This is a genomic window from uncultured Parasphingorhabdus sp., assembly GCF_963975735.1.
In the GTDB taxonomy this organism is placed as follows: domain Bacteria; phylum Pseudomonadota; class Alphaproteobacteria; order Sphingomonadales; family Sphingomonadaceae; genus Parasphingorhabdus.
Genome location: NZ_CAXBIA010000013.1, coordinates 77,002 through 93,183, shown reverse-complemented (window position 1 = coordinate 93,183; position 16,182 = coordinate 77,002). Strand labels below are relative to the sequence as shown.

Here is a 16,182-nt window from a genome sequence, read left to right as displayed (position 1 = left end):
GCTTCAACAAGATGAAGGGCATGGGCCAGATCGTCACCTGGTCGATCCGCGACGAAAGCCTGCACTGCGAAGGCATTATCAAGATGTTCCACACCTTCGTGCAGGAACGCGACTGCCTGACCAAGTCGGTCCGCGACGATATCATCGACTGCTGCCAGAAGACCGTGCGGCTGGAAGATGCGTTCATCGACCTCGCGTTCAGCGACGGCCCGGTCACCGGCATGACCGCCAAGGAAATCAAACGCTATATCCGCTATATCGCCGACTGGCGTCTTGGACAGCTCGGCTTCCAGCCGATCTACATGGTCGAAGACCACCCGCTGCCATGGCTCGCGCCCCTCCTGAACGGCGTCGAACACGCCAATTTCTTCGAAGCCCGCGCCACCGAATATTCAAAAGGCGCGACCAAGGGCGAATGGAACGACGTCTGGTCAAGCTTCGACCAGCGCAAGGGCAAGGTCGCCAACGAAGATGCGCCGGTTGATGACGGGCCGGATATGTTTGAAGAGGCTGGCGTTGCTGCGGAGTAGGGTGGTTTGGATCCGATCGTCATAGGGCTTCAGAAAGATTGCTTGAAAGCGGATGCGCCCATATCGATCTTGCTCCGCAAAGCCAAATTAATTGCATCAAAGTTGAAGTTGGAAGAATCGCAGGAGTGGATCGAATCCGAACTAAATGGGTTCCGTTGTCCACTGGGAGATTTGCCGCAATACAGAATTGGAATAGGTCAACCAAAGTTTCATAATCCGGTCCACGGATGGTTGGATATTGTAATCACGAATTCATCAACTAAGGAGATGGTGAGCACAGCCTATTTTGCCCAACCTATAGCTGAGATCGAGTCACTAGCAGGTGGTGAAGGCCAGTTTATTATCATTGGCTTTCTACCACCAATTAACGATTTCCTTCATGATAATTTGCAAATCCAATTTAATTGCGGACTGCACGTATCCAAAACAGTTTTGATCGGTGCGCTGGAGGGTGTGAGAAATTTAATACTCGATTGGGCGATTGATCTAGAATCACAAGGAATTGTCGGAGAAGGAGTTACGTTCTCAACCGATGAACTAGAAAAGGCACAATCTGTGGTTACAAATATTTATGATAGTAATGTTGGTGTGCTCGGTAATGTGGGAAAAAACGCAAAAGTCAGTGACTTTTCAGTACGCAAGGACCTAAATAATTTTGAAGAGATATTGTCATTGGTCAAAAAAATTAGGGAGGCGAGTCTTGGTCTGCCTTCTGATATTCGGCCCAAACTAGATATTGAAATTGAACGACTTGAAGGCGCCGCGAAGCAACAGGACCAAGGAAAGGTAAAGAAGGCAGTTAATGCTATGATTGTGCTTCTCCAAAACACGGGAGGAAGCTTAGCTGCCACGGGTATACTAGCAGCACTTGGCGTAACTTAGATATTCCAGTGATTAGAGACTAGGCATTACGGTGACAGGCGTAACAGTCCCTGAATTCGGCGACAGTGTTCAAACTATCGCCAGTTAGGGTGACAGGTTACTAAATGCACCAAATACACCACTTGTCACCGCCCATAAATCTCCCTCTCCGAAAGGTTATATCCCCCGGACCGCAAGCCGATTGATAGTTCCGGTCAATGGGTCGAAGCGCGGGTGATCGGACCCGACCTTTGTCCTAATCCCGATGGCGAACGCATTGCTGGGGGCCGCGCATGCCGAAGATTTTCGAATGGCAGGGCTATCGCTTTTACTTTTATTCCAACGAAGGCAATCCCCGGGAACCCGTGCACATCGAATTACGGTGAATTACGGTGACAGTTTACTAAATGCACTAACTCCTCGCCTTCATACCGGCCTGCATTTTCTCTTTGTGAGCACGGTCAAAATCCTTGAGATGGCCGTTACAACTCTTGTGGCAGAGCGCGAGATTTTCCATTGCAGAGGTGCCGCCTTTGGAAAGAGGCTGCAAATGTTCAAGCGTCGCATATTTGCGTGTATTCGGAATGCCGCCGAAGCGCATGACATTGCCGCAAAACCAGCAGTCGTCCCCGTCCCGCTGTCGCACGGCAGCGAGTTTGGACTTCTTGGCCTTCCGCTGGAAGAACCATGACTTTCCCGGATAATATTGCCATTTTGTCGCCGCGCTTGTCATGCAGATAGCTAAGCGAGTTTCGGTTAGAAAATAGTAAACAACAATATTTCCTACATTCGCAACAATCCATCCAACATCGCGCAAAATAACGCGTCCTTGGCCCTAACTTTGACTAACTTTGGGCTTTGGGTCCTCTCCCATAGGGAGTTTGGGATCGGGTCAGGTAAATTATGCTCCCAGCATAATTTAGAAACAGTTCGGGGAACTGTTTCGACCTGAGCCGCTCACAAACTCAAGGGGAGCTTGCCAGCTTGCTGGCTAGCGGAACTCGGTGAGGGGTTGGGAAGCTCTGAAGGGTTAAACCCCTCACCGACTGCGACTAAGCCTTTCGGCTAAGTCTTCGTTGCCTCTCCCTGCGGGAGAGGAAAGTAGAGCGCCTAAGCTCCGTTCAAACTCAACCACTATTCCCGAAATCCGCGCCGCCCTTCTCGCTCAGCGGCGCATCATCTTCCGCTGCGTCCAGGATGCCGAGGTCGCTTTCCTCGTCGTCGTCGTTGCGCTCGCCGGCAAAGGCACCGCCTTCGATGCGGCCGCTTTCGACCATTTGTTTCATATGGTCGACCGTGTCCTGGGTATCGTCGGGGATGATCTGCGCCGGGTCGCTGTGGCCGCCGTGCGTGCTGTCGGCGATATCCTCGCGCTTGGCCTTGGTCTGCCGCTGCGCCTGCTCGGCCACTTTCTGGGCTTGCGCGTCGTCCCGCTGGGACTGGTTGATGCTGCGTTCTTCGGTCATGATGTTCCTCTTTCTGTTGGTATTCCAACACAGAGGCGAGGCATTTGTTCCGTGGAGCGCGAGGATGGAGCGATCATAGGGGAAGGTCCCGTCATTGCGAGGAGCGGAGCGACGCGGCAATCCAGAACGGCGAGCGACGCACTGGATTGCTTCGCTGCGCTCGCAATGACAAAAGCCGATTGACGCTACGACGGGCTTGGCATAGCTTCGGCGCATAGAAACAGGGGAGGAAAAATTCATGAAATTTCTGGATGGATATACCGAGCATAGTTACGCGCTGCTGCGGATTGTCGCGGGGCTGTTGTTCATGGCGCATGGCGTACAAAAATTCTTCAATTTCCCGGTCGCCTTTGATTATCCGCTGAACCCGGTGCTTTATGCCGCCGGCGCGATCGAGCTGATCGGCGGCGCGATGATCGCGCTGGGGCTGTTCACCCGTCCCGTCGCCTTCATCGCCAGCGGCATGAGCGCAGCGGCTTACTGGATGGCGCATGGCTCGACCGGCCTGTTCCCGATTGCGAATGGCGGCGAACTGGTCGCGCTCTACTGCTTCATCTTCCTTTACATCGCCGCGCGCGGTGCCGGTATCTGGAGCGTCGATAGCAAGCGGGGATAAGACGAGGCTGCGGCGCGACGGGTCGCCGGTGCGGGTGTTTCGCGTCACAGGCCGTTCATATTGCAACTTGTAAATCCCGGTCACGTTATAAGAAAAACCGCAACGGGAGTTACATCATGCGCAATATCCTCATGTCCATCGCCGCCGCCTCTCTGGTCGTGCCCGCCGCCGCCGTCCTCGACAGCGCGCCGGCCTATGCCAAGAGCAAGCACAAGCATCGCTATGATGACCGCGGCCGCTATTACGAGCCTCGCCGCGTGAGCCGCGACGAACGCATCTGGCGCGGCAAGGACGGGCGTTATCATTGCAAGCGCGACAATGGCACCACCGGTCTGATCATCGGCGGCGCCGTCGGCGCTCTCGTCGGCCGCGAAATCGACAGCCGGGGCGATCGTACGGTCGGCACATTATTGGGCGCTGCCGGTGGCGCGCTGCTGGGCCGCGAGATCGATCGCGGCGGGATGAAGTGTCAGTAGATTAGGGGGAGGGGGGAAGCGTAATTCATCCCCCTTCGTCGTTATCCGCTTCCGCTCCATTGACGCCACTGCTGCCATGGCATAGCCTTCCCCGCCAAGTGGGGGATGATTGCGCATGATCAGATTTGTTTTTGCCTTTTCCGTCACGCTGTTCGCGATGTCGCCTGTCCTAGCCCAGCCGGTCAAAGATGCGCCGACAGCGAATCATTCTGTGGACGATCCGGAGACAGTTGTGCGCGGTCTCTATTCCGAAGCGGTTGATGTTGACGCACTGCCAATGTCGCAGCGTCTGGAGAGCCTGTTCCTGCGGGAGCGCGACTATCTCGAAGCCAGCGGCCACCCGTTCGACCGACTCGATTTCGACTGGATGGTAAATGGTCAGGATGCTTTGATCACGGAATTGGGCATCGAGACCATGGAGGTGCCGATGCGCGATTATGGCGATGAGGCGCTCGACCAGTTTGACCGCAAAATCGTGACTGCCTCTTTCAAGAATTTCGACAGCCCGACAATGATCCGATATTATTGGGTCCGGGAGCGCAGCGGCTGGAAGCTGGATGATGTCACCGGCCATGGTGAGGACAGCATGACCTGGACATTATCGCTGTTGCTGGCTTTCGGCGGCTAGGACTTCGTCATCCTGAACTAGTTTCAGGACCCCTTGATGATCACGCTCTGCCTTAGCCGAAGAACAGCGAAGCGAAACAATTTCAGGACGGCGAGCGTTGGTTCACGATTGATTATCGGCATTAAACCGTTTTTTACCGGTCTTTAAGCATGATCCTGTAAATTTGTACGATGGCATTCATTCTTACTTTGGTGCTGGCCTTCGCGGCGCTCAACTTGTGGACATTTGTTTTGTTCGGTTGGGACAAGATGCGGGCTGAACAGGGCGGCTGGCGGGTTAGCGAGACCAGTCTGCTAAGTCTTGCGCTGATCGGCGGTATTGGCGGGGCCTATGCGGGCCGGGCCTTGTTCCGGCACAAGACACGGAAAAAATCCTTCAATACTGCCCTGCAATCAATCGGATTTTTCCAGCTGGTCGCGCTAACCTTTTGCGGCGTCTATTTCTATGAACCGGGCGGTCTATCCACGCCAGCGCAGGCAGAGATTGTGCAGACTTTCGTCGAGCAACCCCGATCACTCGCCTATTATTCTAATTGCTCCGATGCCAGAAGCGCTGGCGCTGCGCCGCTTTATAGCGGCAATCCCGGCTATCGGCCAGCGCTGGACCGCGACAATGACGGTATCGCCTGCGAACCCTATCGCGGGCGCTAAGCTTTTTCCCTCTCCCATAGGGAGAGGCAACTAAGACTTGGTCCGTATGGACCTAGTCGCAGTCGGTGAGGGGTTTTCACCCTCTCGACAGTTCAAACCCCTCACCGAGTTACGCTAGTCAGGCAAGCTGACAAGCTCCACTTGCCTCTCCCTATGGGAGAGGAAAAAGTGATAGTGACCGCGAGTCTGGTTTCACCGCTGCGGCAACAACCGCCGCCAGTCGCCCCACAACACCACCGCCAGACACGCTCCGATCACCGCAAGATCAACCACGGGTGCGACCGGATCATATTGCAGCCCGGCGAGCGCCGCCAGACCCGAGATCGCGGCCCAGATCACAAACAGCTTCCGTCCGCCGTCCCAGCCTTTGACCAGACCGATGCCGGCGGCGAAGAGAAGCATCGGGGAGATCATCATCAGGATCGGACCGATGGCGGGCAGCAGCAGGAACATCGAGGCCGACAGCATCGGTGGCAGAGCGGGCAGGAAGGAGAGCGGGAGAAAATTGAGCGCCGCAACGACGATCGCGCCCCAGCCGATATATTCGCGATATTGTTTCATGCCGACCGATTATCATAGCCCGCCGGATTTGCCATCTCTTCTTGCGTTTTTCCGGACCGGCCTCTGTCCTACACCATCGCATTGTGGTAAAGACGCGCTCATGAGACACTATCGCGCCCGTCCGGTTCAACCACCTGTAAAAACGCCGTAAATTGCGTTTTCGGGGGGAGCGGGACTTTTTTCTTTTAACACTGTAAAGTTTGTCAAGATCATGCCGGAGCTATCATGAAATTTGTCCGAATCATTTTTGCCGTTGCCGCCGCCTGGGGCTTCGTCGCGCTGGTCCCCGGATTATTTGCAGAAGCAGGGCCCCGACCCGAATATTATTACGGTTTCATCGGGCTGGCTTTGGTGTTCCAGTTGATCTTCATCCTGATCGCCCTTTATCCGGCCCGTTATCGCGCGCTGATTCCGATCGCGATACTGGAAAAGCTGTCTTTCTTCCTGCCGGTCGCGATTCTCTATCAACAGGGCAGGGTGGCGATGGGGCCCGTATTTGTCGGCGCAATGGTCGACGGGCTGTTGATGCTGTTGTTCGCGCTTGCGTGGCTGGTTTCGCGCAGGGCGGGGCAGTCCGGCTAGCACCAGTCGCGGCGATAACCCTGCCAGCGTTCGGCTAGCCCCTCGGTGACCAATATCTCGCCCAGGCTGTGCCCGCCGCGGGTAATGATGCGCAGGTCGCGACCATATTTATCCTGATCGCGGTCGATCGATTGCAGGGAGAAACTGCCTTCGTTGAGCAGGGCCAGAAGCCTGAACTTGGCCTGCTCGCCGAGCCGTTTTTCGGAGGCGCAGCCGGGGCTGGAGATTTCCGGTGTGTTGATATCGGCGATGCGGATCTTGCGGCCCTCGAACCAGATCGTGTCGCCGTCGACGACGCAGGTGGTGCGGTCGGAGCCGAAGCAGATGCCGAAGCTGGCGCGATGGGGATCAATGCCGACCGCTGCGCTGGTGGTGGCCGGGCCGCCGCTGAGGAAGATCGCCAGAAACAGCGCGGCGCACATGGCCGCGGTGATGGTGATGAAGGTGGGCCAGCGGATGTTATCCATCCGTCTGAAAATAGTGGAGAAATGTTAAAAGAGATTGAAGCGCGATCGTTTTGACCGGCGGAACCGGGAGCCATCGCGGCAGCGGCTGCTGCGAGCGGAGATTAGAACCAATATGAGTCTATCTCTGTCTACCCGACGGCCCATCTTGCTGTTAGGACATCTATCATGTTGAAAAGATACACCTTGTCCGCCGCCGCCATCGTCCTCGCTTTGGTGGCATCCTCTGGCAACGCTACCCAATCCGGTGCTGTTGAAGATGAAATGGCCAAGCCGGCCATCCCGTCGCGCGAAGATTATCCCGATGCCGGTCAGGCGTTCGGGATGGTCTGGCACAATGAAAGCGATGGCAAACGGCCAATGCTGACGTTCATGGTGCCGGAGACCGACAACCGGCTATGGACCATGCGTTGTGAAAAGCTCGACAACGGCAGCGTCCGGATCGCGCATATGATCATCGCGACGCCGCGGGAGATGGTCGCGGAAGACCAGTTCGGATTCACCGTCCGGGTCGACGACGGCGCATCGATCGGTGTGCTGGCGCGGATGTTGCCGACGCAGATCGAGGGCCAGGACCTAGTAATGCCGCAATTCTATCTGCCCAATAATCATGCGCTGTTTCCGGCGCTGGCGCGGGGCAATCGTGCCTTTGTCAATCTCAACGGCAATAAATTCTCCCTTCATCTGAAGGGATCGGGCGACGCACTGATCACATTCTTGCGCGCCTGCCAATAGCGGCGTCTCCGGTGATCAGATCACCAAGGACGCGCTGTTGTTCACCGCGGGGCCGATAGAGGCCGTGACGAAGACGGCAGCCGAAACGAACGCGGCAAAGGCGGCTGCGAGGCGGTTGTGAAATTCGGGGGATAACATGGTCAGGGTTCCTTTGATGGGGGTCTGGCTAATGAAGGTCTAGGCGATCAGGGCGGCGGCATTGTTGACAGCCGGGCCAACGCTGGCGCTGACAAATACAGCGGCTGCGAAAATTGCGGCAAAGGCGGCGGCGATCTGGTTCTGGATGTTGCTGTTGGTCATGATGAAGTTCCTTTTTGGTTCAATTGGGTGCTTCACAAATTGTTCTGCGAAGATGCCAATAACATTGCACAGGCCGTGCCAGTTCAGGAAAATCTATATATATCAGAATGTTATTGGAATTAGCCAGTCGGCCAAATGTGAACCGAAACTGAATAATGGTAAAAATTACCAATGATTGGCTTGGGTGGGTCGCGTAAGTATGGGGTAATCTGTTAACGCTGCTCTGCTATCTGCAAAGCCATGTTCGGACCGCGCCTCAATCGAGTCTTCGCCAGCCGCGCCAATGCACTTTGGTGGTCAGCCATGGTGCTGGTCACGGCCTATTGCGTCGCCGCCGATCCCCCCGCCGAAGTGGCACCAGCGCCAGACGCCGCGGTGGCCCACGCCGGGGAGAAATCGGGAGATCCCTGGGCCGCTATGAAGGATGTCGCGAAAAAGCGCCAAGAACTGCTGCGCTGACCCCCGCAAACGGTGTCGCGAGGGTTCAGTCAGGCCACCTCAATATTGTGAGGTGCCGCCGTCGACGCTCAGCGTCCCGCCGGTGATGCCCCCGCCTGCGTCCGATGCCAGCAACACCGCCATCGCCGCGACTTCCTCGACTTTGCCCGGCCGCTTGAGCGCACTTTCCTGAGAGAACATATCGATCATCTCGTCAAAGGTCATACCGAGGCCTTCGGCTGTGGCAGGACCGCCTTCCATGATCAGGTCGGTCAGGATCAGTCCGGGGCAGATAGCATTGACGGTGATGCCCGAAGTGCCGACTTCCTGCGCCACTGCCTTGGTCATGCCGTTGATGCCATGTTTGGCGATCGTATAAGGTGCAAAGGTCGGCTTGCCCATCTTGCCCTCGGTCGAGCTGATATTGATGATGCGACCCCATTTTTGCGCGATCATGGGTTTGAGTGCCCGGCGGGTCGCCCAGAAGGTGGAGTAGATGTTCCATTTCATCGCCTGATCAAAGGCTTCGTCAGTCAGGTCAACCAGAGGCGCGAGATCTCCGGCGCCGCCCGCATTGTTGACGAGAATATCGATCGAACCGAAATGCGCGGCAGTCTGGTCGATAAAAGACTCGACCTGGTCCTGCTCCATCACGTCGCCGGCAATGAATATCGCCCGGTCTCCGGCATCCAGTTCCGCAATGACTTTCGCACCCTTGTCCGGATTGCGTGCCATCAGGGCGACATTCGCCCCCTCTGCCAGAAACGCCTCGGCAATCCCGCGCCCGATACCCGCCGTGCCGCCCGTAATCGCAGCTGTCTTGCCCTTCAGTTTCATCATTTTTCCTCTTCGCTATATTCGCCATTTGCTATCGGAGAGGATGAAACTCGGCAATGGCCTAAAACGCTAGTCCCTCTGCTTCCGGTCATCTTATTCAGAAAAACCGTATTGAATATGAACCTGAGATAAAACGGCCATTCAGTATGTGGACAAGGCCGCACTAGTAAACCGGCAAATGTAGGGCAGCAATTGATTCGGGTTCCGGAAGAACCCTTTTGGAGTGAAGAAAATGATCAACAAGATTTTGGGAAGTCTAGCAATTTCAACAGCAGCCATGGCGACAATGGCCTTCGCTGCTCCGGCAGAAGCGCGTGGCGGCTATTATAATGGCGCCTCATATGAGCAAGTCCGAAGCAATGGCCGCCGCGAATACCGTCGGGGCGATACTTATCGCGGTGATCGCTATCGGGATCGTCGCGATTATCGTGACCAGCGCCGTTACCGGGATACCCGTTATTCGAACAACAGTCGTTACCGGGGTTGCGATCGCGGAACCGGCGGTACCATTATCGGTGCAATAGCCGGTGGTTTGCTCGGTAACGAAGTCGCGGGGCGCGGCAGCAAAACCGAAGGCACAATCATTGGCGGAGCCGTCGGTGCACTGGCTGGCCGCGCGATCGACGGCAATTGCTGATCCGTTTCTATTCTAAGCTATAAAGTTAAACCCCTGCGTACGTGCGCGCAGGGGATTCCATTCCCTCGAGTTGTGTATTGGGGGACAGGGGGTCGGCGTCTTTAGACAGTCCGGCCCCCGTTCATTTTTACGGTTTGGCTAGCATCGCTGGAACGGGACCAATCCAGTCCGCCAAATCCGGTTCGTCTTTGACGAAATAGGGCTTGCCCTTGCTGTTCAGGTAGAAGCGCTGCATCTCGCTGCGGGTGAACGGTCGCGAACCCAGCCGACCAAAAACAGCCATCTGCCCGCCAGTCTCATCCACCGCCCGGTCACGATCGAGCCCCTTAGACAGCGCCAGTGCCGGTTTGGGCGTGCGGGCAAAGGCAATCAGTTCCGGCTTCGGTGCCGGTGAGAAACCATAGAAGTTCTTCTGACTGTCCGGGGTGGTCAACTGGACTACCTTCAAGCCATTGCGTCCGTCGGCCACGTAAGCAAATAGTGTTGCATTGGTCGAGCCGACGATGACGTCCTCTGCATCATTCATCGTGCCGCCGAATGTTTCCTTCAGGTAGACCGTCGGTGCTTCAGGCCGGGTAATATTGGCAATCACCAGGCCTTCATCCTTGGCCGCGATATAGGCATAGGTGCGCGCGAGATAGAGTCGGCGGGCGTTGCGCAGCGGGATTGTTCCTGACGGCACCGCAACCGGATTTTCCATGTCGGTAACGTTGAACAATTTTACGCCATCGGCATCGGTCACCCAGAGATAGCGAAATTGCAGCGCCGATGCTCGTGCGTCAGTCAATGGCAAAGTGATGACGTGACGGGGTTTCAGCGGATCATCCAGATCGATCAGGGTCAATCCTGCCGCAGTGGTAATATAGGCATAATGACCGGCCAGGGTGATATGCTGCGCTCCGTCAAGCACTCCGCCTTCGTTCCAAGTCAGGCTGCGCTTGAAGAAATTGTTGCGGAATTCGCCGTCGGCTAATGTGTTGATATTGACGAGGATCAGGCCTTCTTCGCTGTCGGTAACCACGGCGTAATTGTAGATCGGATGGAATGCCTGTTCTTCGTTGACTTCCCGTAGCTCCTCTGTGTTGCGCGTTGGCGCAATCGGCTGGTTGGTCGCCAGCGCCATACAGGTCGCGTTCTTGGTGTCGACATGCGTGTCATGGCCAAGCGACGAGAAGGGTGCCTTGATGATGCGTTCTGAGAAGCCTTTGTTGCCGATCGACGCGACGTCATAAGCGCGGAAACCGCCTTTGCCTTCGGCTACGAACATATATTCGCCGCGTAATTGCAAGCACCGGACCGCATCGCCAGTTCCCTGAACGACATTCTTGAATTCTTCGAGCGCCTTGGTCTCGCCGGACAGGTCCTTGTCGAGCCGCTCTCCGCGCACCCAGTCGATCAGTTCGCGACCGTTATTCTCGACATGCATCCGCCAATAGTCGGGATAGGCATATTTTTGCAGATACGAACCGATGACCGCTTGCGGTTCATCCCATTCGGTAACCCTGACCGCTTCAAAGCCTTTTTCCAGACCGACCCAGGCGTGGAGGCCGATGAAGTTGACGAAGTTGGTGCCCTGCAACAATGTTTGCGCTATGATCGCATTATTGTCATTGGCCTCGCTAACGTGACAATCCGAGCATTGCTTGGTTTCGGTCTTGCGCACGGTATGCGGGAAATGCGGCGCAAAAGCTTGTGACGAAAAGCCGATACCGGAAATCGGGGGCTGCTGGACGTAGATGCGTTCGCGATTGATGTTGGTCGAGGACAGGATCAGTGCCGAGGTTGAACGGACCGGAGCGATGACATTGCCCTTGGTTGTCTGGTGACGGCCGAGCTGGAACATCTGGTCACGGGCAACCTGCGGATTATAGGTCGCGTAGTTCCGGGTCGTGCCACCTTCATATTTGTGATTGTCGGCCTGCCAGTTTGCTTCGATCGGCAGATGGCAACCACCACAGCTGGTGGTCCAGCTGAGATGACAGGTGAAGCAGACCATATTCTCATCTTTATGCGCCCGATCGTCTTTGGCAACGCCGCTTCCGAAGGCAAAATTACCCGTTTCTGCTCCGCTTTTTGACATGAGCTTGGCTCGCGCCGCCTTGACGTTGAAATCAGGATGGGATCGGTCGACGCTGTTCTTGACTAGACTGACCCGCCAGCTGAGTTTTGGATCGACGATGGACCTCTGGATCAGAACACGTTTGCCATTGGGTTCTTCGAACCATTCGAAGCGCCGCTCGCCATTGGCGTTGCGCAGAAGGCCGAGATTCTTGCCCTTCGGCCGCGCCGCCAGATTGCTGGTCATCAGTGTCGGATAGGCGTCGGCGGTGCCGTGGCAATCCTTGCAGCTGATTTCGACAGCATTGGCGACTTCGCCGTAGATCAGGCCATTGCCGTGGCTGTCTTGCGAGAAATGGCAATCGGCGCATTGCATGCCGACTTCGGCATGGATGCTCATCATGTGGACGGATTTGCCCGGATTTACGCCCGGTTCGACGAATTTTCCTTCGCCTTTCTTGCGGAATTTTTCAGGATCGTCATTGGCCACGATATTCTCGGTATCGGTGCTGTAGCTTGCCTGATTGCCCTCGGCGTCGAGCAGATTGCCGTCGCGATCACGCTTCAGAACCGCGCGGAAATTCCAGCCATGACCGTGATAGTCGGCAAATTGCGTGTCCTTGGCGTCGCTGTTGACGTCGTAGACATTGCGCAGGAAATCGATGTCGGCCCAGAGACCTTTGGGCGCCGCGCCTTCGGGGTTTCTGTCGAGCACCTTGCGGACTTCTTCGGCATCGGGATATTTCTGCTGTTTGTAGGTCTTCTGATATTCCTCGTCGCTCATGCCTTCGGGCTTGGGTGTCTTGTTGTCCGGGCCCGGCCACATGTAAGGCGCGTCGGATTCATAGTCCCACATCGTGTAGCCGAGATAGCTGTTCAGGAATATATTCGGCTGGTGCATGTGGCAGTTCATGCACTGGGCGGTCGGAATGGCGCGGGTGAAGGCATGTTGTATCGGATGGCCTTTTTCGCGCTTGGCGGGATCTATGTCGGCGGCGTGATCGTCGCCATGGCCGGTGTCACCTCCATGACCGTCTTTTGCGCCGTGAGATGCATCATAGCTGCCGAAACTGCCGAAACGATGTTCGCCCTCTTTCAGATTGCGGATCGTCGGGTCCACCGTCTGCGTCTGGCCGTCGCGACCAAATTTCGCCCAGATCGAACTGTGCCGCGGTTCGCGGTCATTGGCGTAGACAACGTGACAACCGGCGCAGCCTGACTGGCGATAATCGCCCGGTTGGTCATTGGTGCCCATGAACCACATGAAGGGATCGTTGAGGCGGGTCTTGTGGATATTGAGCACCGGAATGGCGACGCGCAGGCCGGTGCCGGGGCCGCGATTGCTTTGCTTGAGATCTGGACGGCCGGGCTCTTCCAGCCGCTGGATGATGCCACCGATATTGGGCAAGCCGATCTCGGGGAACTGGGTGTTGATATTCCGGCCACCGCGTTCAAACACACGGAAGATATCGCCCGGCGGAACCGTGTGCCAGGTCGGGAGCGGATAGAGGATTGGCAGCGCGCCGCGTTTCTTTTCTGCCTCGGTCACCGTGCCATGCGGGTTGCCGGGAGACTTGATCGTCGCTGGTTCGCCCTTGCGGGTATAGGCCTCGCCGAACACATAATTTTTGAACGGCACAATGCCGTTATTATAGGCCGCGCCACCCCATAGCATCGCACCGGTGGCCATCAGCGACCGTTCCGAAGCCTCGATGATTTCCATATGACAAGCGCCGCAGGATTCGCGCGCAACCCGATAGTCCGATGGATTGACGAATCGCACAAATTCCGGCGATTCACTGTTCAGCAGCCCATAGCTGCGCTTGGGATTGGCGGAGGAGGGCCAGTGCCAGCTTTCCGGATATTTGGGCAGGACGTGCGCCTTGGTCAGCGCGTCCATATAGGCGAGGCTGTTCTTGCCCCATTTGTTGTCACCGACAATTGAGGCATCACCGCCGTGACAATCGACACAGCCAAGAACCACTGCCGGCGTTTCGTGCATGGTCTTCTGGTCACTGTCCGTATGGCAGGTCTGGCAACCGCTGCTTTTGGCTTGGGCTTCGTCCCAGGTCTGATTCTGGGGGGCAGGGGGCGTGAAACTATAGTCTACCTTTTGCGGCTTTTCCTTGCCTGCAGCGAGCAGCAGAGAGGCAGGGGTGGCGGTCAGCGCCAAAGCGCCCAGTCCCGCGAGAATCAATTTGCTATTGCCGGTCAGGAGGTTCCGAAAGCCCATCAGAAAGCCAGTATCGCGTTGAGCAGAATCGAATAGTGGAAGTCGCGTTTGTCGGTCTGGTCGAACAAATCCTTGAATCCTTTTCCGGGTATCAAAGCAGCGCCCGAGAGGCGAAATACCATATTCTGCGTAGCTTTCGGGCGGTAGATGGCAGCCAGCGACAGGTCCCATCCGATATCCCTTGGAATTGATCCTTCAACGCGCAGGGTTTCGAGACTCTCGGTCTTGTGAAACCAGAGATGGTTGGCATTGCCGGAAAGCCGGAAATCAGGCGTCAGATCAGCGTCAACGCCCACGCCGGCCAATATCGTGCCGGGGTTGTTGAAATTGCTCTGGCCCTGTTCCTTGGATGAACGGAGGCTGTTGAGGATACCGTTGCGGCCGTTGATCGAGATCACCCGACCACCGCCGGCGAAAGGAATAGTCTGGCGGATCCAGTAGCTGGTGTCGGCCCCGGCAAAAATCGGGTTCTCGAATATCGCGTCAAAGCCGGCTTCTGTATTGTTATAGGGATTGCCGTCGCCGCTGGCGAACAGGCCGGAAGCGCGAAAGCGTAAGAAATCAACGTCATAGCTGGCTTCCAAAGCGCCAAAATAGGCTTCGATTTTCGCCGGTTCGCTGGTGAAGAAGCTGTTCCGGTCCTCGCCAAAGGCGCCGTAAACCTGTCCGGTGAGATTGATCCGACCGATCCGGCCGTCAAAGGCATAGCCGGGATAGACGACATCATAGGCCCGGCCCCTGAGGTCGCCGAGCAGGGCGGGGCGAACCGGAAAGCCGTTGTCGTCAATCTCGATATCCGATTTCTCGCGGTTCATATTATAGGTCAGGCTGAACTGGCTGGTCAGGCCGACAAAGGGCAAATCCTGCCGGTAGAGATTGGCGAAGAAAATATAGCTTTCGCGCGGGGTCTGGGTGATGTCGTTGAGACCGGAATTGGTGTCTTTTTCCAGCTGGACAAAGGCCCCCAGATTATACTGGATCCGATTGTTGTCGCGGGTCCCGAACAGGCGGAAGCCAAGCTGGTTGTCCTGAAACAGAAAACCCCGGAAATCTGCCTGCATCGGCTGGATACCGATGCGGAAACTGTCGAAGTCATAGCGCGCCGAAGTGTTGCGGATATGATAGTCGAAAAAGGCTTCCTGCACGCCGACAAACCAGTCGGTGCGATGCGAGGATTTCGACGGCTCGACGAACAGGACCCGGCGTTCCGGCACATTCACATGATTCACCTGGGTCGCCAAAGTCAGGCGATATTCCACATCAGGTGGCTTGTAGGCGGTGGAGCCCTTGATCAGGGCAAAGCCGGTGATGAATGTCTGGGCATAGACTTCCGAACCGGAGCGTCCGAACACGTCGATGCTGTTTGGCCGTTCGGTGGTCTGGACGCCGACGGGAATAGGAAAACTACGGGGTTCGACGACCGTGTCGGAAATTACATTGGCGACGAAGAACCAGTCATCGCCCTTGAGAAAGCCCGGCTTTTTGTCAGCCGGGATCGGCTTGTCACCCTTCAACACATTCTGATGATAGGGATTGAGCGTGCTGTGGCAATTGTTCCGCAGTGCTCCGAACAAAGTGTAGATTGCTTCATCGCCGCCTTTGGCAGGGCAGAGGCTTTGCATGATCCGCCAGCGATCAGGAACCGGAAATTCGTCGGTCGGAAAGGCTTCCGGTGGCGGGGCATTGACCGCGCCGGGGTTGTTCTGGGTCACCCGATCCGGCAGTGTTTTCTGGACACCAGGGCGGCGGCGGCCGTCGATCAGGGCGTCATCGGCGGCCAGTCCATCAAAGTCCATTTCCAGCTGATCGGGGGTTTCGGATTGCTCTAAATTGGAAGATTTGGAAGCATCTTTCTGGTCTGGCTGTCCGGCGCTGTCCTGTCCGTCCTTTTCAGCCTCTTCTTCGTCCGGATCCGGTCCGCCCATGCCCGTTTGTTGACCAAAACCGGCAGATTTACTACTTATCCATGCAAATCTTTCCCCGGCCAGCAGCGCCGTCAACGACGCTTCCATATCCTCGACCGAGGCACGCTGCGCCTCCATCTGCTCGGCCTGACCCGACATCACCGCCATGATCGGCACAAAGGAGGCTGAGAGTCCCGACATCGGTC

The 16,182-nt window shown here is 56.4% G+C and carries 19 protein-coding genes; 10 read left to right on the top strand and 9 right to left on the bottom strand.

Going from position 1 to position 16,182, the window contains the following annotated elements:
* Both AACZ86_RS13245 and AACZ86_RS13240 read left to right on the top strand, forming a co-directional pair.
* The coding region (locus tag AACZ86_RS13245) for a ribonucleotide-diphosphate reductase subunit beta (protein WP_339693294.1) at positions 1 to 530 on the top strand (530 nt) is incomplete at its 5' end.
* 6 nt (positions 531 to 536) lie between these two features.
* A complete protein-coding gene (locus AACZ86_RS13240; protein WP_339693293.1) occupies positions 537 to 1,412 on the top strand; it encodes a hypothetical protein in 876 nt (291 codons plus the stop codon).
* Between the two features lie 391 nt (positions 1,413 to 1,803).
* Here the strand turns inward: AACZ86_RS13240 and AACZ86_RS13235 are convergent, their stop codons facing one another.
* Both AACZ86_RS13235 and AACZ86_RS13230 read right to left on the bottom strand, forming a co-directional pair.
* Positions 1,804 to 2,208 (bottom strand): HNH endonuclease signature motif containing protein, encoded by a 405-nt coding sequence (locus AACZ86_RS13235; RefSeq protein ID WP_339693292.1) that lies wholly within the window; start codon positions 2,206 to 2,208, stop codon positions 1,804 to 1,806.
* 310 nt (positions 2,209 to 2,518) lie between these two features.
* Positions 2,519 to 2,857: a hypothetical protein gene (locus AACZ86_RS13230; protein WP_339693290.1), complete on the bottom strand. Its 339-nt coding sequence runs from the start codon at positions 2,855 to 2,857 to the stop codon at positions 2,519 to 2,521.
* A 238-nt stretch (positions 2,858 to 3,095) separates the two neighbouring features.
* Between AACZ86_RS13230 and AACZ86_RS13225 the strand changes: the two genes are divergently transcribed.
* The 4 genes from AACZ86_RS13225 to AACZ86_RS13210 all read left to right on the top strand — a co-directional run bounded on the left by AACZ86_RS13225 (position 3,096) and on the right by AACZ86_RS13210 (position 5,227).
* The gene (locus AACZ86_RS13225) at positions 3,096 to 3,473 is read left to right on the top strand and encodes a DoxX family protein (RefSeq protein WP_339693288.1); all 378 of its coding nucleotides are present in this window, start codon (positions 3,096 to 3,098) and stop codon (positions 3,471 to 3,473) included.
* Between the two features lie 116 nt (positions 3,474 to 3,589).
* Entirely contained in the window at positions 3,590 to 3,949 is a 360-nt protein-coding gene (locus AACZ86_RS13220) for a glycine zipper 2TM domain-containing protein (RefSeq protein WP_339693286.1), read from the top strand.
* Between the two features lie 115 nt (positions 3,950 to 4,064).
* Positions 4,065 to 4,577 carry a hypothetical protein gene (locus tag AACZ86_RS13215; protein ID WP_339693284.1) on the top strand — a complete coding sequence of 171 codons (513 nt, stop codon included), beginning with the start codon at positions 4,065 to 4,067 and terminating at the stop codon, positions 4,575 to 4,577.
* 170 nt (positions 4,578 to 4,747) lie between these two features.
* A complete protein-coding gene (locus AACZ86_RS13210) occupies positions 4,748 to 5,227 on the top strand; it encodes a DUF1294 domain-containing protein (protein ID WP_339693282.1) in 480 nt (159 codons plus the stop codon).
* A 192-nt stretch (positions 5,228 to 5,419) separates the two neighbouring features.
* On the opposite strand, the gene AACZ86_RS13205 is transcribed toward AACZ86_RS13210, so the two are convergent.
* On the bottom strand, positions 5,420 to 5,788 hold the full coding sequence (locus tag AACZ86_RS13205) for a hypothetical protein (RefSeq protein ID WP_339693280.1): 369 nt from the start codon (positions 5,786 to 5,788) through the stop codon (positions 5,420 to 5,422).
* 225 nt (positions 5,789 to 6,013) lie between these two features.
* On the opposite strand from AACZ86_RS13205, the gene AACZ86_RS13200 reads away from it, so the two are divergent.
* Positions 6,014 to 6,370 (top strand): hypothetical protein, encoded by a 357-nt coding sequence (locus tag AACZ86_RS13200; protein WP_339693278.1) that lies wholly within the window; start codon positions 6,014 to 6,016, stop codon positions 6,368 to 6,370.
* Here the strand turns inward: AACZ86_RS13200 and AACZ86_RS13195 are convergent.
* A complete protein-coding gene (locus AACZ86_RS13195; protein WP_339693276.1) occupies positions 6,367 to 6,837 on the bottom strand; it encodes a thermonuclease family protein in 471 nt (156 codons plus the stop codon). The genes AACZ86_RS13200 and AACZ86_RS13195 overlap by 4 nt on opposite strands.
* Before the next feature lie 165 nt (positions 6,838 to 7,002).
* Here AACZ86_RS13195 and AACZ86_RS13190 point away from each other — a divergent pair, with 165 nt between their 5' ends.
* Positions 7,003 to 7,569 (top strand): hypothetical protein, encoded by a 567-nt coding sequence (locus tag AACZ86_RS13190; protein ID WP_339693274.1) that lies wholly within the window; start codon positions 7,003 to 7,005, stop codon positions 7,567 to 7,569.
* 15 nt (positions 7,570 to 7,584) lie between these two features.
* On the opposite strand, the gene AACZ86_RS13185 is transcribed toward AACZ86_RS13190, so the two are convergent.
* Together AACZ86_RS13185 and AACZ86_RS13180 are read right to left on the bottom strand one after the other, a co-directional pair.
* Positions 7,585 to 7,707: a hypothetical protein gene (locus AACZ86_RS13185; protein WP_339693272.1), complete on the bottom strand. Its 123-nt coding sequence runs from the start codon at positions 7,705 to 7,707 to the stop codon at positions 7,585 to 7,587.
* 39 nt (positions 7,708 to 7,746) lie between these two features.
* Positions 7,747 to 7,869 (bottom strand): hypothetical protein, encoded by a 123-nt coding sequence (locus tag AACZ86_RS13180; protein WP_339693270.1) that lies wholly within the window; start codon positions 7,867 to 7,869, stop codon positions 7,747 to 7,749.
* A gap of 240 nt (positions 7,870 to 8,109) precedes the next feature.
* On the opposite strand from AACZ86_RS13180, the gene AACZ86_RS13175 reads away from it, so the two are divergent.
* On the top strand, positions 8,110 to 8,328 hold the full coding sequence (locus AACZ86_RS13175) for a hypothetical protein (protein ID WP_339693269.1): 219 nt from the start codon (positions 8,110 to 8,112) through the stop codon (positions 8,326 to 8,328).
* A 39-nt stretch (positions 8,329 to 8,367) separates the two neighbouring features.
* On the opposite strand, the gene AACZ86_RS13170 is transcribed toward AACZ86_RS13175, so the two are convergent.
* On the bottom strand, positions 8,368 to 9,147 hold the full coding sequence (locus tag AACZ86_RS13170; RefSeq protein ID WP_339693268.1) for an SDR family NAD(P)-dependent oxidoreductase: 780 nt from the start codon (positions 9,145 to 9,147) through the stop codon (positions 8,368 to 8,370).
* A 229-nt stretch (positions 9,148 to 9,376) separates the two neighbouring features.
* Between AACZ86_RS13170 and AACZ86_RS13165 the strand changes: the two genes are divergently transcribed.
* Positions 9,377 to 9,781 carry a glycine zipper 2TM domain-containing protein gene (locus AACZ86_RS13165; RefSeq protein WP_339693267.1) on the top strand — a complete coding sequence of 135 codons (405 nt, stop codon included), beginning with the start codon at positions 9,377 to 9,379 and terminating at the stop codon, positions 9,779 to 9,781.
* A 127-nt stretch (positions 9,782 to 9,908) separates the two neighbouring features.
* Here the strand turns inward: AACZ86_RS13165 and AACZ86_RS13160 are convergent, their stop codons facing one another.
* On the bottom strand, positions 9,909 to 14,072 hold the full coding sequence (locus tag AACZ86_RS13160; RefSeq protein ID WP_339693265.1) for a hypothetical protein: 4,164 nt from the start codon (positions 14,070 to 14,072) through the stop codon (positions 9,909 to 9,911).
* A complete protein-coding gene (locus AACZ86_RS13155) occupies positions 14,072 to 16,177 on the bottom strand; it encodes a hypothetical protein (protein WP_339693263.1) in 2,106 nt (701 codons plus the stop codon). The genes AACZ86_RS13160 and AACZ86_RS13155 overlap by 1 nt, the downstream gene beginning before the upstream one ends.
* Positions 16,178 to 16,182 lie beyond the last annotated feature (5 nt).